The following is a 22,008-nucleotide window of genomic DNA, read 5'->3' on the forward strand; positions in this document are numbered from 1 at the left end:
CAAACTCTATAAAAAATTAATACTTAGATATCTAACGCTTGAGAATGCCCAACAGACCACACAATATACAAAATTTAACAAAATGCACTAAGCCGTTGTTATAAAAGATTTTTTAACAGGCACAAAAAAAGGCCGACTGCGAGGCAGTCGGCCTTTTAGATACGCCAAAAAACTCTATCGATACATAAGGTTACAGTAACTGGAGTAAGGCTACTTGAGCTTGGCAACCCAGAGTGCAGCAGCGTCCATCAGTTTCTTGTGGGCATGCTCAAACGCTGCCTCACTCTTCCGATAGGGATCAGGAATCTCTTCACCCTTTCCAGCGGCCAGCCAACGCCCAAACAGCATGGTCTTACCGCTGACTTGGGGGGCCATCTGATTGATGGCACGACGATGCCCATCGCTCATGACCAGCACAAGATCTGCTGCAGTCAACATCTCTATCGATACCTGACGGGCGCGATGGTGCTCAACCTCCAATTCCGAGGCCGTGGCCATTCTTGCAGCGGTTGGCTCTACCGGATGATCAACCAGAGCCCCCACGCCTGCAGAGTGTACGGTCTTACCCGGCAATGCCTTACGTAATAGCGCCTCCCCTACTGGGCTGCGACAGATATTGCCGGTACATATCACCAGAATGTTGTTGAACACGCCGTATTCCTCTCCTTGCGAACCTTGCTGACTCTGAACGTGAGATCTGCCTCGAGTTCATTGCCGTCCAAAAGCTAGCATTGTCGCATGCTCTGCCAGTTAGAGCAGACTCTGTGCAATGCACTTTATCGCACAGTAATTGTTCAAGAGCAGTCGCTGTTCTCTTACGGCAACACTGCGATGACGCAACCAATTCAATGAATACCCTTGAAGACCACTTACCGCACCACAAGTGTTAGGGGACACGATGGATCGTGCCAACACCGGCGATCTCATGCTGACAGAGCAACCCTTACGGGAGGCAAGATGAGCAACAAGACACTGACCGCTACAAATCCGGCCAATGACAATGTCCTCAATGAATATGCCACGTTAAGCAAGGATGATCTGGCCCGCAAGCTAGACCAGACCCGCGAGTCTTACCCAGCTTACAGCCAACTACCGCTAGAAGAGCGTGCCCGTCGACTGAATGTGCTTGCTGATCTCATCGATGAGCACAAAGAGGAGATGGCTACCCTGATCGCCCGTGAAATGGGCAAGCCCTATCAACAGGGTCTCAGCGAAACCCAGATTTCTTCCAGCATCACCCGTTTTTACGCCGATAACCTCGACGAGCTGATGGACCCGGAACCCCGTGATGTCGAGGGTGCCGAAAGCGCCATGATCATCAAGGATCCAATGGGTGCAGTCCTGGGCGTGATGCCTTGGAACTATCCGCTGTACCAGGTCGTCCGCTTTGCAGCGCCCAACCTGGCGGGTGGTAATGTCTGCCTGCTCAAGCACGCTTCCAATGTGCCTGGCTGCGCCGAACTTATCACTCAGCTCTTCCATAAGGCAGGCTTCGAGGAAGGTGTGTTCACTTGGCTACCCATCGGCGCTGAGATGGTGGAAAGCATCATCAACGACCCGATTGTCTGCGGTGTGACATTGACGGGGAGCGAAGAAGCCGGGCGTAAGGTTGCCCAGCAGGCTGGCGCAGCGCTCAAGCCGAGTGTGCTGGAGCTCGGCGGGATAGACCCCCTGATTGTGCTGGATGACGCCGAGATCGAGCGGGCCGTCGATCTCGCCATTGCTGGTCGCTTTGATAATACCGGCCAGAGCTGCGCAGCCTCCAAGCGCTTGATCGTCGATAAATCACTGGCCAAGGACTTCACAGCGCGCCTGATCGAGAAAGTGAAGCAGATGCGCATGGACGACCCGCTGGTCGAAGGCATCGATATCGGGCCGATGTCGCGCAAAGACCTGCGCGATGATCTACACGATCAAGTCCAGCGCGCCATCAAGGCCGGCGCCAAACTCGAATGCGGTGGTGAAATTCCTGACCGCGCCGGTGCTTGGTATCCGCCGACGGTGCTGAGCAACGTCACGCAGGGCAACCCAGCCTTCAATGAAGAGCTATTCGGCCCGGTGGCGTCTGTCGTGATTGCCGAGAATGAAGACCATGCCATCCAGCTGGCGAACGACTGCCCTTATGGCCTCGGCAGCACAGTGGTATCAAAGGATCTCGAGCGCGGTGAGCGCGTCGCTCGCCAGCTCGAAGCGGGCATGAGCTTCGTGAATCGCCCGACAACACCCTTCGCTCAACTGCCATTTGGTGGCGTTAAAGGCAGCGGCTATGGCCGCGAGCAGAGCGAATATGGCTTCGGTGCCTTCATGAATATTCGCACCGTCTATGTCGCCAAGCACTAAGACACAGACATGAGTCTTGAGGCTTTAGTCCTCCACTGGTAATGACTTGTCGCAAGAACATTGCCTAGCAAAACGCCCCGCTATGTAGCGGGGCGTTTTGTTTGTTGCCTGGCATTATCTCCTACATAGTCACACAGCCCTGCTCACAAGCCTCTCCCCCCAACATCAGTAGTCGCATTAATGACGGTCAGCCTCATCAACGTGATGCAGGACTTGAAGTCAGTGCATCCATGGAGAGTCCTGCGTCACGACCGACGATCAGGTGCCAAGTACACTGACCGACACGCATGACGCCTTGGCAGCCCAATCGGCGCAAAGCAACTTCATTTAACCCTTCCTCACTGACCAGCTCCACTCGCAGCCGGGTGATAGCGCACACATCGGAGCGGAGAATGTTGTCCTCGCCACCGAGAGCATCACGCCAGGCCAGGGTTTTCTCCTCACTCAGAGCGTGTCCTGACCCCGACATACCCACGTCCGATGCCCGACTACTGGCTTCGGGACGAGTGGCCTCCGGGTCGCATCCAGTGGCGACCATCGCCGCACGCACTTCATCAGCGACGCTATCAGCAATGGGGCCGAGGATGATCTGCACACCCCCACCTCCCAGGCGCATCACGCCGCGAGACCCCAATGCCTTGAGCGCTGGCTCGTCAATCCGAGATTCATCAGTCCACTGATACTGTCAACGTTGGCACTGTGCTCGGCGTGGGTGAGGTTCAAGCTGACATCGTGTTCCCGTGCGATAGCTCGCAGACGGGCCGCAGGCCGTGCATGCAGCCCGGTTTCGAGCGCCAGAACCACACTACGCTCACCCTTGGGGCCCTGAGCCGACACGGCTTGGTGTTCAGCGCTGGCGATGGCTTCAAGCACAACCAGTGAGTCACCTCGCTGGACCACGTCCCCTGACTTGAGCCCGGTCTCTGCCCAGCGCCAACCTGGCGCATCAATGACTATCAACGGCGTAATCAGAGACGTTGCCTCGCAGGCTAGCTTGTCGACATCGAAGTGACATAGAAGGTCCCCTACCTCAACCCGCTGACCAACGCTCACGCAGGGTTCGATTCCGCGCCCCTCGAGAGTGACAGTGTCGAGGCCAAGATGAATCAGCACTTCGACCCCCGCGTCGCTTCGCAAGGTAAAGGCGTGGTGCGTGCGAGCACACTGGATGACTTCACCGGCAAGGGGGGCATGCAGACAGTCCCCGAGAGGGTCCAGGGCAATGCCCTGACCGAGAGCTCCCTCGGCGAATACCGGGTCCGGCACCTCGGCCAAGGGCACAACGATACCCTTGATCGGTGACACCAGAGTGAGAAAGGAGGATGACATGGTCGGCTCCGAATAATTGTTGGGTAAGATCGGATTTAGAGCGTGCAGGTAACCTTACGTAGGTGGCGCGGCTTGTCAGGGTCGATGCCGCGCGCGGTGGCAAGCCCCGCCACCATGGGATAGAAGCTCTGGATCACGGACAGCGGCTGCAGCGACTCGTGATTCGCATCGGTCAGAGTGAGATGGCGATGCGTGACGCGCTTGTCGGCGGCCAGCAGCACTTTGGCACCGATGCTCTCCAGCCACTCAGCCAGTTCAAGCAGCCCAACCTGTTCAGGCCCGAGGGGTGCGAAGACCAGCACTGGGTATCCCGGCTCGATCAACGCCATAGGGCCATGGCGCACCTCAGCGGCACTAAAGGGCTCAGCCTGAATGGCACAGGTTTCCTTGAATTTCAGCGCTGCCTCTTGGGCGATGGCCAGTCCTGGGCCACGGCCGATGACCATCAATTTGTCGGCATCGAGCAGCGTATCGATGGCTGGCGTCCAGTCTTGAGCGGCGGCCTCGACCAAGCGGTCCGGCAGCTCACTGAGCGCATTCAACATCAACGCATTCTCACCCCAGTGGGCAATGAGCTGGGCAGCAGCCGAGAGCGTCGCCAGATAGCTCTTGGTGGCGGCCACGCTGTGCTCTTCGCCGGCATGCAAAGGAACCTCGACATCGCTGTCCCGACCGAGCGGAGACTCGGGAGAATTGACCAGCGCAACGGTCCGCGCACCACCGGATTTGAACGCGGATTGACTGGCGATGAGGTCCGGGCTCTGGCCAGACTGTGAGATGGCCACCGATAGCTGCCCGTCGAGCTGCCACGGCGCACGCGCAAGAGTCGATAATGATGGCGGCAGCGAGGCTACCGGAATGCCTTGGGCTTGCATGCACAGGTAAGCGAAGTAGCCGGCAGCATGATCGGAGCTGCCTCGGGCAACCGTGACGACACAGCGAGGCGGTTCGATACGTAACCGCTGGCCTAGGTCGCGCAACATTTCCTGATTGCGACCGAGCTGGCCACGCAGACGGTCCGGCGCATTGAGCGCCTCTTCAAGCATGAGGGACATGGGACTCTCCACAGACGAGACGACCGTCCACATGGACGGACACGATATTGAGGTCGGCATCGAGCGTCACGACGTCGGCCTTGGCACCTACGCTCAGGCGGCCAATGTCATGAAGGCCAAGAAATTCGGCAGGGAACAACGAGAGACGATCAGACGCCTCAGCCAGACTTAGCCCAAGGGTGACAAAGTTGCGCAGCGCCTGATCCATGGTCAGGGTGCTGCCAGCCAAGGTGCCGTCGGCTAGACGCACACCGCCCAGGCATTTGGTGACGGACTGCTCACCGAGCTTGTATTCACCGTCCGGCATGCCAGCAGCCGCGGTGGAGTCCGTGACTGCATACAAACGTGGAATACAGCGAAGCGCTGCACGAATCGCCCCAGGGTGCACGTGAAGCAGATCCGGAATCAGTTCAGCGTATTCGGCGTGGGCCAAAGCCGCTCCGACCATCCCCGGCTTGCGGTGATGGAGGCCAGTCATGGCGTTGAACAGGTGGGTGAAACCACAGGCACCGTGAGCCAGAGCCTCAACGCCCTCCTCATAGCTGCCTAGAGTATGTCCAAGCTGAACCCGAACGCCCTTGTCGCTGAGGTAGCGAATCACCTCAGCGTGACCCGAAAGCTCCGGCGCTAACGTCATCAGTCTGATAGGGGCGAGCGCCATCAATGCATCCAGCTCTTCAATGCTGGCGGTCTGAGCATGTTGCGGCTGAGCACCGAGTTTGCCGGGGTTGATATAAGGACCTTCGAGATGCACGCCCAACACTCGTGCCGCCACGGTTGACGGAGACTCAAGATACTTGGTGATCTCACCGAGCGCCTGTCGCACCTCGTCGCGACGCGCGGTCATGGTGGTCGCTAGCAGACTCGTGGTACCGAAGCGCACATGGGTCTCGGCGAGTGTCGCAACGGCCTTCTGCCCTTCCATGGCATCGGCACCACCGCCGCCATGTACGTGTAGATCGATGAATCCAGGTAGCAGCCTCGGTAGATCATTATCGGCAGGATCGACCGCCTCACCTTCCACGGCACGAATGCGACCGGCGTCGACATGTAACTCGCCAAGACGCCATCCGCTGGGGGTCAGCAAGTTGCCGCGAAGTGAAATCGATGGCTCCGTGGGTATCGGCATAGGGTGCTCCTAGCGCATCAGTTCGACGCTGAAATCGTAGTAGTCAGTGCGACAATAAGTGATGGTCAGCTCGGCGGGTGTATCGTCGGCGAGATAGCCGAGTCGAGTTACCTTGAGCAGGGCCTGGCCCTCCGCCACCTTGGCGAGGCGTGCGAGCTCAGGGTCGGCGTTGACCGCCGTGACTTGCTGAAACGCCCTCACAATCGGCCGACCCGCGGCCTCCAGCCAGTTATACAAAGAACTCTCTACCGCTTCAGGATCAGGCAGGATCATCACCGGAAGACAGCTCTCCTCTACTGCCATCACTACATCATCAGCTAACCGCAAGCGTTTGAGGCGCGCTACCTGAGCATTAGCCGACAAGCCCAGGCGTAAATTTTCTTCATTGCTCGGCGCACACAACTCTCGAGATAGCCAACATGAGCTAGGAGTGAAGCCCCGGCGGGTCAATATTTCACTGAAGCTCGCCAATCGCGTCAGCGACTGGCTCATGCTCGGCCGAATAAAGTTGCCTGAGCCACGGTCGCGACGAATCAGGCCACTTTCAGTCAGTTGATCGATGGCCTTGCGCGCTGTGATCCGTGACACCGACAGCGCCTCAGCGAGGTTCCGCTCTGACGGCAAAGCCTCCCCGGCACGCCAAGTACCTCTTCGGATGGCAAGCTCCAGCTGACGCGCCAATTGGCGATACAGAGGAGTGGCCAAAGCGGCGTCCAGCTTGAGGTGTTCGAAGCTCGGGTCCATGGGGGCTCTCAATCTAGAATGATGAATACCAATATAGATCCAGATAGATACCAGTCAAGTACCAATTTATACTCATCGCAACAAACAAAACGCCCCGCTACATAGCGGGGCGTTTTGTTTGTTGCCTGGCATTATCTCCTACATAGTCACACAGCCCTGCTCACAAGCCTCTCCTTCCAACTGTACTGTGACATGCAAGATTTCATGCTCATCGCGCAGATAGGCCTGCACGCGCTGCTGGACCTCTATCGCCACCGCACCTGGCGCTACAACCACATGCAAGCTGGCAATCGGTGACTGAGGTGTCAGCCCCCACAAATGCAGATCGTGGACGCTATCGACACCTTCGAGTGCCGCAAGCCCTGCATCAATATCTGCGTGGTCCAGCTGTTCCGGCGTACCCTCCAGCAGCGTATGGCCCGAACGCTTCACCAATGACCAGGCGCCACGCAGAATCAGTGCAGCGGCCAGCAACGAGAGCAGCGGATCGGCCTGATTCCAGCCGGTGGTCATGATAATGAGCGAGGCAGCGATAGCAGCCACCGAACCCAACAAATCACCCATCACGTGCAACATCGCACCACGTAGATTGAGATTCTCCTGGTCTCCTTTATGCAAGACCCAGAAGGCTGCAATATTGACGACAAGCCCGAGTACGGCAATGACCAGCATGGGCCCCGCCAGCACCTCGGAGGGCAACCAAAGCCGTTTGAGTGCCGCGATCAGAATCGCGACCGCAATTGCGAGCAGTGTCAGACCATTGACGAAGGCTGCCAGTACCTGGAAGCGTGCATAGCCAAACGTCAGCTTGCGCGTGGCCGCTCGGTGGCCCAATCGAAATGCACCCAAGGCCAGCGCCAGTGACACGGTGTCACTCAGCATATGTCCGGCATCGGCTAACAGCGCCAGTGAGCCCGCGACCAGCCCGCCGACGACTTCCGCCAACATGAAGCCACCTGTCAGGTACATGGCAAACTTGACGCGCTTCTCGCTATCAGCTGTGACCTCCGGAGCATGGTTATGGTGGTGGCCTTCGCCATCCCCGTGCGAATGCTCATGAGATGAGCAAGCTGATGGTGACTCGTGGTGCGTCTGGCTCATGCGGCCTCCTGGGCAATCAACGTCATGATGCAAGCAGCTTAAGACCTACAGCCACTGGAGGTGCAAGCCTGTGAAGCCGATGGATCACTGGAAACATCAGCAACCTGTTAATCACCTTGCTAGGATAGAGGGCACTTGAGTGTTAATGCATAAAGGAGTCACCACGTCCATATGAGTACTGCCTCAGAGTTAACGTCTTCACGCCCTCCCCTCAAGGCAGATCTCTTGCTGCTGCTAGTCACCATCATTGCCGCCGCTGGCTGGATCTTCTCCAAGGAAGCAATGGCTGGCATGCCCCCCTTGCTGTTCATTGGCAGTCGCTTCCTGCTCGCAGGACTCATCCTGGCCATATTTGATGCCCGCTCATTGCGCCAACTATCGAGCACACACAAGCTGCGTGCCGGCGGGGTGGGCATTCTGTTCGGCGGCGCAATGGCCTGCTGGTCACTTGGGGTGGCACTCTCGGACCAACTCGGAGTCATTGCCTTCATCAACAGCTTTGGCATTTTGCTGGTGCCGGTGGTCGCACGCCTGTTATTCAAGGACAGACCACCCCGCAGCACCTGGCTGGCACTGCCAACGGCACTGCTGGGCTTTGCGCTATTGGGGATGGGGCAACCTGGCGCGACAGACGGCTTTACGATCGAACCAGCTCAGTGGCTTATCTTCTGCGCAGCGAGCATTTTTGCGCTGGTGTTCAATTTCAACTCACGGCTGGTACGCAATATTCCAGCACTACCACTAACCGCCATTCAGCTGATGACCACCGGCCTTACCTGCCTACTACTCTCGGCGGCAAGTGAAAGTTGGCCAACCGGCATCAGTCTCGACATCCTCAGCTGGTTTCTCGCGAGTACGCTGATTGCCAGTACCCTACGCTTCTTCCTGCAGATACACGCCCAGAGCCTCACAACGCCGAGCCACGCTTCGGTTATATTGATGTTGGAAGCGGTATGGGCAGCATTGATGTCTGCGGCCTGGTTTGGCGAGCGTATGACGCTGATCCAGATAACGGGCTGTTCACTGATCTTCACTGCGCTGCTGATCAATCGCTGGCACTGGATTTCACGCCTGTGGCGGCAACGACGTATAGCGCCCTGATGCCCAAATGGCACATATACAGACAGCAAACATATGAAGATGAGTATCGTGAGCGAACCCACACATTGATTGTGAGCGTGCTCGGCACCACTACTCATGTATCGACCTTCACTTGTGAAGCCACTATTTCGCTATCTCCCCTTTGACCGGAGCACTCATGATTCTCAGCCTGCTAGGCGTATTGACGTTACTGATGGCACTTTTTACATTGCTGCCACTGACACGCCTGCGTCATTGGTCGGTCCGTGTCATGGACTTCCCACGCCTGCAACTCGCGGTGCTGTGGGCTGTCTTGCTGCTAGCAGATTTGTGCATCGGTGACCTATCACTTGCCATGCGGGCACCGCTGGTGCTTATCGCACTAGCAGGCGTCATCTATCAAGCCCACTGGATTCTTCCTTATACCCGCTTATATCCCTGTGAATCAGGTGTGGCGAAGCACAGTGATCCCCAACGTCACGTGCGCCTGCTGACCGCCAACGTGCTGACAACAAACCACGAAAGCGACAAGCTGTTGGCCATCGTCAAGCGTGAAAAACCAGATGTCCTGGTGACACTGGAGTCTGATGACTGGTGGCAAGAGCGGCTGGATGTGCTCGAGGCCAATACACCTGATTACGGTTACTGCCATACACTCAAGTGCCCACTGGATAATCTTTACGGCATGCACGTTTATTCACGCCTGCCACTGCACGATGCCAGCATCGACTACCTCGTGGAAGAAGGCGTACCGTCAATGCATGCCCAGCTGGAGCTCAAGAGTGGGGACCGTATTCGTGTTCACTTTCTGCACCCGGCGCCCCCAAGCCCGACCGAAAATGAAGAGTCATCTGAGCGCGATGCCGAGCTGGTCATCGTGGCAAGAAGCGTGGCAAGAAGCCGTCAGCCGGTGATCGTCACCGGTGATCTCAATGATGTGGCCTGGTCGCGCACGACACATCTCTTCCGCAAGCTGTCGGGGCTGCTCGATCCGCGCGTGGGCCGTGGCATGTTCAACACCTTCCATGCCAACTTGCCGCTGTTGCGCTGGCCGCTCGATCATCTCTTTCACAGCAGCCACTTCAGTGTGGTGCGGGTGGCACGTATGGAAGCGTTCGGCTCTGATCACTTCCCTCTGCTCACAGAGTTAGCGCTGACACCTAACCAGGACACCAGCGATACTCGCGAGGCGCCAGAAGCTGACGCTGAAGATCATGCTGAAGCGACCGAAACAGCGCGCAGTGAAGATGTCAGTCATCATGATGTGCCGTCACCGGGGCGCTGACAGCCTGGCCGCCTCGATCACGGGTCATTGACTACCGCCAGTCAAGGCAGGAGACACAAGATGCGTGGACTCAACTGGGTAAGCAGTCGGATTGGCGATCAGCTGGCACGCTATCTGACGCACCCAGGCCACCAACCGATGCAGCCAGCCACGTCATCTCCCGAGAGACTGGCTGCAACCCTCCGACGCGGCGATATCCTGCTGGTGGAAGGCTCTTCACGTATCAGTACGGCTATCAAGTACCTGACCCAGTCGACTTGGTCGCACGCAGCACTGTGTACACGCACGCCTCTCGATGCGCGCGGCCATCCCGTCAGGGGCGATTGCCTATTGGAAGCAGATGTCGCAGAGGGAGTGCGCCGCGTACCGCTCAATCTTTACTGGCACCAACACACGCGTATCTGCCGGCCGATTGGACTCAGCGATGAAGAAATTGACACGCTGGTGGCCCATGCCGAAGCACGCTTGGGCAATCACTATGACTTGCGCAATATCCTCGACTTGGCTCGCTATCTGATCCGCATGCCACCGGTACCCAGTCGCTATCGTCGCAGAATGCTGGCACTCGGCAGTGGAGATCCTACGCGTGCCATCTGTTCATCGCTGATTGCACAGTCCTTTCAGTCGGTGAGCTACCCTATTCTTCCCGATCGGGAGTCATTACCCTCAAGCGATCCTGATTGCCTGCACTGTTATCGAGAGTTCCTGCACATTCGACATCACAGCCTGTTTGCGCCACGCGATTTCGACATTTCACCTTACTTCGACATCATCAAACCGACCCTGAGCGCCGGGTTTGACCCACATCGACTGCAGTGGAGCGAACCCCCACCTTGATCTGGTATGCTGCGCGCCATCCGTCTTCCCATGGCAGTCCGCGCTTTCCCAAGGTGTGAGAACTTTGCCATGACGCTCGTTTCATTTCCCTCAAGACTTCTTCCCGACCGGACCTACGCCCGTGACCAATAACGACATTATCCGTCGCCTGCGCTACGCACTGAATCTTTCCGACACCGATATGATTGCCACCTTTGCGGCAGCTGACCATGAAGTCACCCGCGCCGAAGTCAGTGACTGGCTGAAACGTGACGACGATGAAGCACAGCAGCGCATCAAGGACCAGGACCTGGCCCGCTTCCTCAATGGCCTGATCAACGTGCGCCGCGGAAAACGTGAAGGGCCACAGCCAGCACCGGAAAAACGCACCGACAACAACATCATCATGCGCAAGCTCAAGATTGCCTTTGAGTTGAAAGACGATGACATGCTTGACCTGCTGGCCCTGGCAGGCTTCGAGATGATTACCAAGTCAGAGCTCTCGGCCTTCTTCCGCAAGCCGGATCATCGCCACTACCGCGAGTGCAAGGACCAGATTCTGCGTAATCTACTCAAGGGTATCGAACTGCGTCATCGCCGCCATGATCCGGAAACTGAGCAGCATGCTGTCGATCCGGTGTAACAACGCTCGTCTCACCACGCTTTGCCCATAAACAACAACGCCGCTCCGGATTCCGGGGCGGCGTTGTTGTTTATGCGCGCTGTCTCTTTGTCCTCTGAGCGCTATCGCTGAAACTGGCAGCTCACACAGTGCAGCACATGAAGATATTCAACTCAGTCTTCTTCATCGCCATCTTCGGCACTCTTCTGACGCGCCTTGCGCTCCTGCTCTTCTTCCATCGCAGCCATGATGTTTTCCAACAGCGCATCTACGTCCGGGGCTTCGGGATCATCTTCGAAGAGCCCTGTCAGCTCGGCATCAGGATCCATGTCACCGGCTTCGAACAGCGCCCAAATCTCATCTGCATAGCGAGTCTCTGCCAACTCTGGTGCGAACATCGCGTAATAAGCGGTGATATTGGCAACATCACGAGCCAACATGCCCTTGGCATTATTGTTGGCCGCCGCATCGACAGCCTGTGGTAGATCGATGATCACCGGACCGTAATCATCAACCAGCACATTGAATTCCGACAGATCGCCATGCACAAGGCCAGCATGCAGCATACGCACGATGTACTGCATCATCACCGCATGGTCTTCGAGCGCCTGCTCGGCTGACATCGACACATCATTGAGACGCGGCGCCACGTTTCCTTCATCGTCGGTCACCAACTCCATCAGCAATACGCCATCGAAGCACCCGAAGGGCTCCGGCACACGCACGCCAGCAGCAGCGAGACGATACAAGGCATCCACCTCGGCATTTTGCCAAGCAGCCTCCTGTTGATTACGACCGAAGCCGGAGCCCTTTTCCATGGCACGCTGACGGCGACTGTTACGCACCTTGCGACCTTCCTGATACAGCACAGCTTGCTTGAAGCTGCGCTGAGCGGCGTCCTTGTAGACCTTGGCGCAACGGATCTCATTCCCGCAGCGCACCACGTATACCGAGGCTTCCTTACCACTCATTAAGGGGCGGAGCACTTCATCGACCAGGCCGTCATCTATGAGCGGCTGGATTCTCTTTGGCGTTTTCATCGCGCTTTTATACGCGTTTTACAGCACATCGGGAATCATCCTGTAGCAATTTTGTGACATATCTTACGTCAAAACCCCCACCAATACGTCATCGGCGAGGGCTTTATCATTCACTGCGTGGCTGCATCAAAGCAGCCACGCGACGCGTCATGGGGCGTTTTTAAGACTCTGCATGTCAATCACAAAGCGATATTTCACCTTGCCCTGCTGCATGCGCTCCCACGCATCGTTGATATTCTGGATATCGATCATTTCAATATCGCAGCCGATGCCATGCTCTGCACAATAGTCGAGGACTTCCTGCGTTTCAGCCATGCCGCCAATCAGCGAGCCTGCCAGCACGCGGCGCTTCATGACCAGGTTGCCGCCTTGAAGTGCCGGGTCCACTTCCTGAATCAGGCCGACCAGGATGTGTGTGCCATCATACTTGAGCGTATTCAGGTATGGGTTGAGATCATGCGGTACCGGCACAGTATCAAGCAGGAAATCGAAAGTTTCTGTGGCAGCCGTCATCTGCTCATCGTCGCTTGAGACGATCACGTGATCGACACCATTCTCACGCGCTTCAACCACCTTGGCCTCACTGCGAGTAAAGAGCGTGACCTCACAACCCATGGACTTGGCAAACTTGATGCCCATATGGCCCAGGCCGCCCATGCCAATGATACCGACCTTATCACCTGGCTTGACGCCATAGTGACGCAGCGGCGAATAGGTGGTGACACCGGCACACAGCAGTGGCGCGGCCTCAGCAGGATCCAGTGCATCAGGGATGGAAACAACGAAGCGTTCGCTGGTCACGATCTTGTCAGAATAGCCTCCTTGGGTAAGGCTACCGTCATGGCGGTCCGGGCTGGCATAGGTCATGGTCATGCCTTCGCGGCAGTATTGCTCCAACCCTTCATTGCAAGCGTTGCACTCTCGGCAAGAGTCGACCATGCAGCCCACACCGACCATATCACCGATCTTGTATTGGCTGACCTGGTTGCCGATAGCGGTAACGCGGCCGACGATCTCATGACCCGGCACGAGTGGATATTGTGAGAACCCCCAGTCGTTGCGCGCCACGTGCAAGTCCGAGTGACATACACCACAGAACAGAATCTCGATGGCAACGTCATCTGAGCGCAGCTGGCGACGCTCGAAGGTCCACGGCGCCAAGTCTGAGGTACCTGACGTTACTGCGTAGGCCTGGGTCTTACCTTCAAAAGTGCTCGCCATGCGATGTGCTCCTTAAGCCAATTCCTCGTGAAGGCAGCGCTTTTGATCAACGCATACCCCCCGTAGTCCCTCTTACCTGTTGGTCACTGGCCAATAATTCAACAGCTAGTCGCTTGGAGGCGCTAGAACACAGTGTTGGCAAACCAGCAACGCGCCGCTGTTCTCTGGCAGCAAGAATCTAAAATCCAGGCGCACAATCTCATAGACAAAAACTTGTCTTGTCTTGTTGGCGCCCCGATATTTACTGCGGTACTTGGCCACTGGTTCTCTGACACATTTTCTCGCCGATAGACTTACTCGCATGGAGCCCACACATGCCTACCTCCTCCTCGCTGAGCATTGGCGATCTCGCTCTACAGGCCGACTGCAAGGTACAGACCATTCGGTATTACGAAGATATTGGCTTGCTACCGCCACCGCTGCGCAACGCAGGCAATCAACGACGGTATGGCGACACCACGCTTGGTCGTCTGAATTTCATTCGCCATGCACGTGACTTTGGTTTCCCAGTCCCGGCCATTCGCGAGCTATTGAGTCTCTCGGATACCCCTGAACGCCCCTGCGAGGAGATACATGCAGTGGCGCGCCATCACCTCGACGAAGTCGAGGCACGCTTGCAGCGTCTTGAGGCACTCCGTGAAGAGCTGCAGCGAATGCTTAGCCACGGCGATGACGGACAGGTCCGTGATTGCCGAGTCATCGAGGTCCTCTCAGACCATAAACAGTGCGAAGTCCACGGCCGTGCAACGGCGGAGAATACGCACGAACACAGCGAGAGACCTGCGTCATGACGCGTTTGAGCTGTTTGGCGACAACATTGATCTTTCGCGGCAAAAACCGTCTTTATGATTTCATCTTGTCGCCATCGAGCAGCAAAACGGCGGGTATGGTATAGTGGTCGTCCACCCCCAGTCTCGGAACGGAGTCCCGCATGGCCAACACCCGTACAGCCGCAAAGAAGAAAGCTCCCGCCGCTGTTGAAACCTCGGCGTCTCTTGAAGCACAGATGCAGGCCTTCCTGGATAAGGGCGGCAAGGTCAATGTGATCGAATCTGGCGTTAGCGGTCAGGTCATCGGCGTCAAAGCACCGCCGAAGCCATCCAATCCCGCTGCCAAAGGCTGAAGCTTGTCAATCAAGCTCCAGCAACAGAGTTCACATGTTGAACTCATGTACTGACCTCCAGCCGCTGCCCTTTCCTGTCAGGTAGCGGCCGGCGCTTTTCCCAAATAACGATCCGCACTCAGTCTGACGTTATCCCCTCTCGGTTTTCTCCGGCATCTCTCATGTCAGCTTCCTCCTTGCACGACACTCAGCATGCACGCACATCCGCCACGCCCCCGCGACTGGCTGTCTTCATTGACGTTCAGAATATCTATTACACGGTTCGCGACACCTTCGGGCGACAGTTCGACTATCGCCGTCTATGGGCAGAGCTTGAGCGTCTGGGGACTATTCAGCATGCCTATGCCTATGCCATTGATCGTGGTGATCCGAAGCAGCAGCAGTTTCAACAGCGTCTGCGCGATATCGGTTTCGAAGTGAAGCTCAAGCCCTTTATCCAGCGCAGTGATGGCTCGGCCAAGGGGGACTGGGACGTCGGGATTACTATCGATGTCATGGAAGCAGCGCCTGAAGTTGACGAGATCATTCTCGCCTCCGGCGATGGTGACTTCGCCATGCTACTCGAGCACGTCTCAACACGGCATGCCGTGACGACACGCGTCTACGGTGTCGAAGCATTGACGGCTCACGCCCTCATGCGAAGCGCCACTGACTTCAGAGAGATCGGGACAGATCTGCTGATGCGCTAGGGCCACGGATTCGCCGAGGACTTTACTTTGCACAGCCTGATAATACGAAAGACACCATATCAAGCATTAATCATGTCGTGATGAGCAGCCGCCGAATGACTCGCCGTTGCCATCTATTGTTTGATAACCGCAATCATTTCTCTGCTCTATTTCTGAAACTGCCACAAAACATTGGGTGCTCTGTCCAATATTTGGCGTGTTTTACGAGGAATGGATAGCATGGGACAATTTCATGAGCAACTCATCAACCTAAACGGGGAAGAAACTCATTCTCTGCGCATAACACTACACATTGCTCTGCCATCTGCTAGCTCACATGCCACTTATACATCTGCTGACATGCAAAAACGCAACCCTCCGTCACACCGATATAGGATAGTGCTCCTAAATCACACTTCTGATTTTTGTTAATATTATACGCAATGCAACATCCCCCGCGAGCTTCTCTTGGTCTTGCTGTCTTGACTGAATACGACACGCTGCTACATCGCTGATTGGCACATCTATCTGCCAAGCTTCCCAGATAGCCTCTCGTTTATTTACTACCTGATACTGCACGTACAACTGACGACGCGACATCATATTGCACCTGGGAGACAAGCATGCCGCTCAACCTCGAGGGTCAGCAACGACGTGAATTCATCCGTCGTTCGCTGGCAATGATCCCTGCCGTAACCGTGGCACCAGGCCTTTTACTGGCTACCTCGGCAGAGGCTGACATGCCTCCGCTCCACAAGTATTCACCCACCTTTTTTTCGGACGAGGAATGGCAGTTCATCCTCGCCGCCACCGATCGACTGATTCCCGAGGATGAACATGGTGCCGGTGCCCTGACTGCCAATGTACCCGTATTTATCGACAAGGAGCTCACTGGAGACTATGGCCAGGCAAATGACTGGTACATGCAGGGCCCCTTTCATCCGAACGCCGATCCAGTATTCGGCTATCAACTTCCGCATACCCCTGCCGAGCTCTATCGCCTCGGTATCAAGGGCGCTCGCCATCATGCCATGACGCGTATGAACCAGGAGTTTTCAGACCTGCCTGCCGAGCAGCGCGATACCCTTCTGAGCGAGCTGGAGGCTGGCAAGGCCGATTTCGCCGCTGCCGGTATTTCCGACCTACCATCGTCGACTTTCTTTAGCTTTCTATTGCAGAACACTAAAGAAGGCTATCTGGCTGATCCGATGTATGGCGGCAACCGCGACATGGTTGGTTGGAAGATGCTCGGCTTTACGGGTGCACGCGCCAGCTTCCGTGAATGGGTCGATCAACACGATGTGCCCTATCCGCTAGGCCCGGTAAGTCTCGCTGGCAAGCGCGGCTGATCTTGGCCTCCTACTCTAGACCGAAAAGCGACGCCTCTCGCATGACGAGGGGCGGCAGGAGCATCGGATGATCCCTTATTTTAACCACCCTGCGCGTCTGGCACTCGTGGTGGTCGCTCTGGGTACTACGGCCGTGGCAATAGCCGCGATCGGCAATTCTGACGACAGCAAGGGCATCAGCCCCCAAGACACGCCAGCCGATACTGCGCTCATCAAGCGCGGAGCCTATCTGGCGCGCGCAGGCGACTGCATGGCCTGTCACACTCGTGAAGATGCCAGCGAGGACTACGGCGGCGGGCGTCCGATCGATAGCCCCTTCGGCGCCATCTATGCCACCAATATCACTCCAGATCCCAAAGCGGGAATTGGTGATTATGGTGAGCAGGACTTCGCGGCAGCTTTACGCCAAGGTATTCGTGCTGATGGCAGCTACCTGTATCCGGCCATGCCCTATCCCGCCTATGCAAGCCTCAACGATGATGATGTGCATGCGCTTTATGTCTACTTCATGCAGGGCGTAGTGCCAGTGGCCAAACCTGCTCCCGAGACTTCACTATCCTTCCCGTTCAATCAGCGCTGGGGCATCCGCGCCTGGAATTGGTTATTTGCCGATGAAGCCCCCTATACCTCACTCGAGCAAACAACAGGCACGATATCACCTGAACGTCATGCACAACTTGACCGTGGTCGCTACCTGGTACAAGGCGCAGGCCACTGTGGCAGCTGTCATACCCCTCGTGGGATGTTCATGCAGGAAAAGGCGCTGAACGATCAGGACGGCGACGATTACCTGGCCGGTAGTGAGTTAGATGGCTGGCAGGTCCCCTCGCTGCGCGGCGGCGATGGTTCAGGGCTGCGCAATTGGAAAGAGCAGGATCTGGTGGACTACCTCGCCACTGGCCGCAGTCGTCATGCGGCTACTGGTGGGGAGATGCGGTCGGTCATTCAGCACAGTACCTCACACCTCAATGATGAAGACCTGTATTCCATCGCCGCTTACCTGACCACCCTTGGCGCATCCGACAAAGCATCGCACGCCTCCGGCGACGTACCAGCAAGTCAGGCGACGTCTGACTCGAAGTCTTCCTCCGCCCGCGACGCCACTACCCATCAACTGACGGCCGCCATCTCGCTCGACGAAGGCGCTCGGCTGTATCTGGATAACTGCAACGCCTGTCACTTTGCCAATGGCGCGGGGGCTGATAGCGTCTTCCCACCACTGGTCGGCAACGCGCAGGCGACTGCCGACAATCCGAAAGCCTTGATCAGCACCATGCTCTACGGCGCCCAGCTTCCTTCAACTCCCAAGCGTCCCGAACGCCTACAAATGCCAGGTTTCGACTGGCGTTTGACTGACGATGAAGCCGCGAGTCTGGCGAGTTTCGTGCGCCAGAGCTGGGGGAATCAAGCCTCCGCCGTCAGTCCAGAACAGGTGGCAGAGGTACGGCGCAATCATGGCCCTGTCGACGCCACTCAGCAGGGTCGCCCCGAATACCTCCGTCAGCATGCCCCCATACCCTCCAGTACCCCGTCGTCGAACTGAAAGGAATCACCACATGGCCATTACCCAACCTGAAGTCGACGTCGTGATAATCGGCCTCGGCTGGACCGGCTCCATCATGGGCCTTGAACTGACCGATGCTGGCCTGGATGTGCTGGCGCTGGAGCGCGGCGGCGATCGGACCAAGGAAGACTTCCTCTATCCCAAGCCCGCCGACGAACTAAAGTACGGCGTGCGACTCAAGATGATGCAGCGTCCGCGGCAGAGCACCGTCACCATCCGACGCAATCGCGACGAACAGGCCGTCCCCCAGCGCCATTGGACTACATTCCACCCCGGCGACGGCGTGGGCGGTGCTGGCTCACACTGGACGGGCGTGCTGTACCGCGCTACGCCCAACGAGTTAGCCCTCAAGAGCTTTGCAGACCGCACCTTTGCACCGGGCTTCCTGCCTGAAGACATGACGATTCAGGACTACGGCGTCAGCTATGAGGAATTGGAGCCTCACTACGACTTCTTCGAGAAGGTCGCCGGACTCTCCGGACAGGCCGGTAATGTGCAAGGCGAGCTTCTCGAAGGTGGCAATCCCTTCGAGGGCTCACGCCAGAATCCTTTCCCGCTACCGCCGTTACCACGAACCCTGACCGATGTCCTGTTCACCAAGGCCACCAAGTCACTCGGCTGGCATCCGTACCCCTACCCCTCAGCCAATGTGTCGGGGGCCTGGACCAATCCTTACGGTATGCAGCTGGGGCCGTGTAATTTCTGTGGGTTTTGCAGCAATTACGGCTGCCTCAACTACTCCAAGGCCACGCCACAGACCTGCACGCTGGATGCGCTCAAGCAACGTAGCAACTTCCACTATCGAACTCGGTGCGAGGTCACACGCATCGTCAAGAGCGACACGGACGATACCGTCAAAGGCGTGCTCTATTACGATGCCGAGGGTAACGAGATCTTTCAGCCAGCCGGCTTGGTCATCCTCGCCTCCTTCCCGCTGTCGAACGTACGTCTGATGCTGCTTTCGGAGATCGGCCAGCCCTATGATCCGGAGCAAAACACCGGTGTAGTGGGGCGTAACTTCTCCTATCAGATCACCGGCTCGATGGATCTTTACTTCAAGGAGCATCAGTTCAATCCCTTCATTTCGGCCGGCGGCAGCGGTCAGGTTATTGACGACTTCAGCCCGGACACCTTCGATACGGCAAGCCACGGCTTCATCGGTGGCTCCTATATCTATACGACCCAAGGGCCTGGGGGCGCCATCGGAGCATTGCGCACGCCACCAGGCACGCCGAGCTGGGGAAGTGAGTGGAAGAAACAGATCAAGGCGCACTACGGGCATCACATGGTACTGGGGACCACTGGTAGCAACATGTCCTACCGTGACGTTTATCTGGATCTCGACCCCACATACCAGGATCCACATGGGGATCCGCTACTGCGCATGACTTACGACTGGAAAGAGAATGATCTACGCATGACCGAGTTCATGGCCGAACGCATGCGTGAAATCGTCACCGAGCTCAAGCCGGAGTATCACACTGAAAGCGTCAAACAGCGTGGCGACCATTTTGACCCTTCCAGCTATCAATCGACTCACCTCACCGGTGGCGCAGTCATGGGGACTGACCCGAACACTTCGGTACTCAATCGCTACCTTCAGCATTGGGATGCACATAATCTGTTCGTGATGGGCGCCAGTGCCTTTCCGCAGAACATGCAACACAATCCCACCGGTACGGTAGCCGCCCTTACCTACTGGTCGGCAAAACATATCCGCGAACAATATCTGGCCAATCCAGGCCCGTTGATGTCACGCGGCTAATCTACAACGCCGACTTCTTTCACTACAGTCACTCTGAAAATGCCGTTGCCCACCGGGGGCAACGGCATTTTCCTATTACCGGGTATCATTGAGGAGAGCTTTCAGGGGCACGCCTTCCCGCTTAGAATGAAGTTCACACCAGCACAGCGACAGGCTCTGACAACAGCGCCTCAAATCACGTCGCATCAGACATTAATCATGTCGCAATGAGTAACCCTTCGGCACGACGACTACTTCAGGATAAAAGAGGAAGACTCACAACGCGTGATGTCTCGCTTATCTCTGTGGAGTCTCAGCATGCATAACAACAAGACAGGCACGATCGATGAGGTGTCTCCCGCCACGCTAAGGCGTGTATTGGCGGCTTCTGCCATCGGCAATTTCATTGAATGGTTCGACTTTGCCATCTACGGCTTCATGGCCGTGATCATTTCCCAGCACTTCTTTCCGCAGGGCGACCCGACACTGGCACTGCTGCAGACGTTCGCGGTATTCGCCGTGTCTTTTGCCCTACGCCCATTAGGTGGCATCTTCTTTGGCACCCTCGGCGACAGAATCGGGCGCAAGAACGTATTGGCGATCACTATCATCATGATGGCTAGCGCGACGGCCATGATCGGGCTATTGCCGACCTATCAGAGTATCGGGCTGCTCGCACCGCTGGCATTGACACTGGCGCGCTGTGCCCAGGGTTTCTCGGCAGGGGGTGAATATGCCGGCGCCTGTGCTTTCGTGATGGAGCATGCGCCTGACAAGAAGCGCGGCTGGTATGGCAGCTTCATTCCTGTTTCGACCTTCAGTGCCTTCGCAACTGCTGCAGCGCTCGGACTGTGTCTGAATACCCTCGTCTCAGAAGCGACCATGCAGCAATGGGGCTGGCGTATTCCCTTCCTGATTGCAGCACCGCTTGGGTTGATCGGCCTCTACATGCGCCTGAAACTGGATGACTCACCCGCCTTCCGGTTGATCCAGCAGGAGCATCAGGCACCCAATGCGCCCCTTCGCGAAACACTCAATTCTCACGCACCCATCATCATCAGCCTGATGGCCTTCATTTCTGCCACAGCGCTATCGTTCTATATGTTCAGCACCTATTTCGCGACCTACATGCAGGTCGCTGGTGGTGCCAGCCGTCAGACGGCGCTACTGGCAAGCCTGGGCGCATTGGTTATCGCAGCACTGCTATGCCCCGTCGCAGGCTACTACTCTGACAAGGTCGGGCGTCGCAACACCATCATTACCGCTTGCGTCAGTCTCGCGATCGCCGTTTTTCCGGCCTACGGACTGGCCGCCAGCGGGACGCTGTGGGCCTCAATGCTTGGGGCATCGCTGATGGCGGTCGGCGCCGTATTGTGCGGCGTCGTCACTGCAGCGTTGCTATCGGAGCAGTTTCCCACCCGCGTGCGCTATACCGCCTCTGCATTGAGCTATAACGTTGCCTATACCATTTTCGGTGGCACGGCACCGCTGGTCGCAACATGGCTGATTGATCTGACCGGCAACAATCTGGCTCCGGCCTGGTATCTGATCGCTATTGCCGCCATCGCCCTGATCGGCGGCCTGCGGTTACCAGAAACCAACGGCATCTCACTTATCGCGATTCCCGACAAACCCGTCCGTCGCCCAGACATCAGTGCGCCAGCCATGTAAATCACTGACGCGACGGTGACTCCTCCCTGATATCGCCAGATCCGAAAAGCACTACCGCGCCAGTGGCTTCCCGACTCACAGGATCCACTGGCGCGGTAGTGTCCACCATTCCTTTTTGCCCAGGGCA

At 56.9% G+C, this 22,008-nt stretch carries 21 protein-coding genes; 12 read left to right on the plus strand and 9 right to left on the minus strand.

Translation table 11 applies throughout. The annotated features are described in order from the left end of the window. Window positions 1-210: 210 nt before the first annotated feature. Window positions 211-651 (minus strand): phosphotyrosine protein phosphatase, encoded by a 441-nt coding sequence (locus tag CFN46_RS13270; RefSeq protein ID WP_024950589.1) that lies wholly within the window; start codon window positions 649-651, stop codon window positions 211-213. 306 nt (window positions 652-957) lie between these two features. Here CFN46_RS13270 and CFN46_RS13275 point away from each other — a divergent pair, with 306 nt between their 5' ends. After that, a complete protein-coding gene (locus CFN46_RS13275; protein WP_088743758.1) occupies window positions 958-2,340 on the plus strand; it encodes an NAD-dependent succinate-semialdehyde dehydrogenase in 1,383 nt (460 codons plus the stop codon). Window positions 2,341-2,536: 196 nt separating this feature from the next. Here the strand turns inward: CFN46_RS13275 and CFN46_RS13280 are convergent, their stop codons facing one another. From CFN46_RS13280 to CFN46_RS13305, 6 genes are all read right to left on the minus strand, one after another. Then, the gene (locus tag CFN46_RS13280; RefSeq protein ID WP_024953458.1) at window positions 2,537-2,956 is read right to left on the minus strand and encodes a PTS transporter subunit EIIB; all 420 of its coding nucleotides are present in this window, start codon (window positions 2,954-2,956) and stop codon (window positions 2,537-2,539) included. Continuing rightward, on the minus strand, window positions 2,956-3,669 hold the full coding sequence (locus tag CFN46_RS13285; protein ID WP_088743759.1) for a glucose PTS transporter subunit IIA: 714 nt from the start codon (window positions 3,667-3,669) through the stop codon (window positions 2,956-2,958). The genes CFN46_RS13280 and CFN46_RS13285 overlap by 1 nt, the downstream gene beginning before the upstream one ends. A 35-nt stretch (window positions 3,670-3,704) precedes the next feature. After that, entirely contained in the window at window positions 3,705-4,724 is a 1,020-nt protein-coding gene (locus tag CFN46_RS13290; protein ID WP_217897824.1) for an SIS domain-containing protein, read from the minus strand. Beyond that, complete coding sequence (gene nagA / locus CFN46_RS13295) at window positions 4,708-5,853, minus strand: N-acetylglucosamine-6-phosphate deacetylase (protein ID WP_024953454.1); 1,146 nt, start codon at window positions 5,851-5,853, stop codon at window positions 4,708-4,710. Before nagA ends, CFN46_RS13290 begins: the two co-directional genes overlap by 17 nt. 9 nt (window positions 5,854-5,862) lie before the next feature. Beyond that, a complete protein-coding gene (locus tag CFN46_RS13300) occupies window positions 5,863-6,597 on the minus strand; it encodes a GntR family transcriptional regulator (protein ID WP_024953453.1) in 735 nt (244 codons plus the stop codon). A 138-nt stretch (window positions 6,598-6,735) separates the two neighbouring features. Beyond that, window positions 6,736-7,698, minus strand: a complete 963-nt coding sequence (locus CFN46_RS13305) for a cation diffusion facilitator family transporter (protein ID WP_088743760.1) — start codon at window positions 7,696-7,698, stop codon at window positions 6,736-6,738. 171 nt (window positions 7,699-7,869) lie between these two features. On the opposite strand from CFN46_RS13305, the gene CFN46_RS13310 reads away from it, so the two are divergent. The 4 genes from CFN46_RS13310 to CFN46_RS13325 all read left to right on the plus strand — a co-directional run bounded on the left by CFN46_RS13310 (window position 7,870) and on the right by CFN46_RS13325 (window position 11,522). Beyond that, a complete protein-coding gene (locus tag CFN46_RS13310) occupies window positions 7,870-8,799 on the plus strand; it encodes a DMT family transporter (RefSeq protein ID WP_024952607.1) in 930 nt (309 codons plus the stop codon). 157 nt (window positions 8,800-8,956) lie between these two features. Continuing rightward, window positions 8,957-10,063, plus strand: a complete 1,107-nt coding sequence (locus tag CFN46_RS13315; protein ID WP_211242456.1) for an endonuclease/exonuclease/phosphatase family protein — start codon at window positions 8,957-8,959, stop codon at window positions 10,061-10,063. Window positions 10,064-10,123: 60 nt separating this feature from the next. Then, a complete protein-coding gene (locus CFN46_RS13320; protein ID WP_024952605.1) occupies window positions 10,124-10,900 on the plus strand; it encodes a YiiX/YebB-like N1pC/P60 family cysteine hydrolase in 777 nt (258 codons plus the stop codon). A gap of 121 nt (window positions 10,901-11,021) precedes the next feature. After that, window positions 11,022-11,522, plus strand: coding sequence for a DUF1456 family protein (locus CFN46_RS13325; RefSeq protein ID WP_024952604.1), 501 nt, complete (start codon window positions 11,022-11,024; stop codon window positions 11,520-11,522). Between the two features lie 152 nt (window positions 11,523-11,674). Here the strand turns inward: CFN46_RS13325 and CFN46_RS13330 are convergent, their stop codons facing one another. Both CFN46_RS13330 and CFN46_RS13335 read right to left on the minus strand, forming a co-directional pair. After that, window positions 11,675-12,541 carry a PA4780 family RIO1-like protein kinase gene (locus CFN46_RS13330; RefSeq protein ID WP_024952603.1) on the minus strand — a complete coding sequence of 289 codons (867 nt, stop codon included), beginning with the start codon at window positions 12,539-12,541 and terminating at the stop codon, window positions 11,675-11,677. Between the two features lie 147 nt (window positions 12,542-12,688). Continuing rightward, the gene (locus CFN46_RS13335; RefSeq protein WP_024952602.1) at window positions 12,689-13,762 is read right to left on the minus strand and encodes an NAD(P)-dependent alcohol dehydrogenase; all 1,074 of its coding nucleotides are present in this window, start codon (window positions 13,760-13,762) and stop codon (window positions 12,689-12,691) included. Window positions 13,763-14,076: 314 nt separating this feature from the next. Here CFN46_RS13335 and CFN46_RS13340 point away from each other — a divergent pair, with 314 nt between their 5' ends. From CFN46_RS13340 to CFN46_RS13375, 7 genes are all read left to right on the plus strand, one after another. After that, a complete protein-coding gene (locus CFN46_RS13340; RefSeq protein WP_088743761.1) occupies window positions 14,077-14,553 on the plus strand; it encodes a helix-turn-helix domain-containing protein in 477 nt (158 codons plus the stop codon). Between the two features lie 140 nt (window positions 14,554-14,693). After that, window positions 14,694-14,885 (plus strand): hypothetical protein, encoded by a 192-nt coding sequence (locus tag CFN46_RS13345; RefSeq protein WP_024952601.1) that lies wholly within the window; start codon window positions 14,694-14,696, stop codon window positions 14,883-14,885. Window positions 14,886-15,046: 161 nt separating this feature from the next. Next, window positions 15,047-15,574 (plus strand): NYN domain-containing protein, encoded by a 528-nt coding sequence (locus CFN46_RS13350; protein WP_024952600.1) that lies wholly within the window; start codon window positions 15,047-15,049, stop codon window positions 15,572-15,574. Window positions 15,575-16,176: 602 nt separating this feature from the next. Next, window positions 16,177-16,902 carry a gluconate 2-dehydrogenase subunit 3 family protein gene (locus CFN46_RS13360; RefSeq protein ID WP_024952598.1) on the plus strand — a complete coding sequence of 242 codons (726 nt, stop codon included), beginning with the start codon at window positions 16,177-16,179 and terminating at the stop codon, window positions 16,900-16,902. Between the two features lie 67 nt (window positions 16,903-16,969). Beyond that, window positions 16,970-18,445 carry a cytochrome c gene (locus CFN46_RS13365; RefSeq protein WP_024952597.1) on the plus strand — a complete coding sequence of 492 codons (1,476 nt, stop codon included), beginning with the start codon at window positions 16,970-16,972 and terminating at the stop codon, window positions 18,443-18,445. 13 nt (window positions 18,446-18,458) lie between these two features. Continuing rightward, window positions 18,459-20,231, plus strand: coding sequence for a GMC family oxidoreductase (locus CFN46_RS13370; protein ID WP_088743762.1), 1,773 nt, complete (start codon window positions 18,459-18,461; stop codon window positions 20,229-20,231). A 297-nt stretch (window positions 20,232-20,528) separates the two neighbouring features. Continuing rightward, window positions 20,529-21,881 carry an MFS transporter gene (locus tag CFN46_RS13375; protein WP_024952596.1) on the plus strand — a complete coding sequence of 451 codons (1,353 nt, stop codon included), beginning with the start codon at window positions 20,529-20,531 and terminating at the stop codon, window positions 21,879-21,881. Window positions 21,882-22,008: the final 127 nt, after the last annotated feature.

It is taken from the genome of Cobetia sp. QF-1 (assembly GCF_002213105.1).
Classification (GTDB): domain Bacteria; phylum Pseudomonadota; class Gammaproteobacteria; order Pseudomonadales; family Halomonadaceae; genus Cobetia; species Cobetia crustatorum.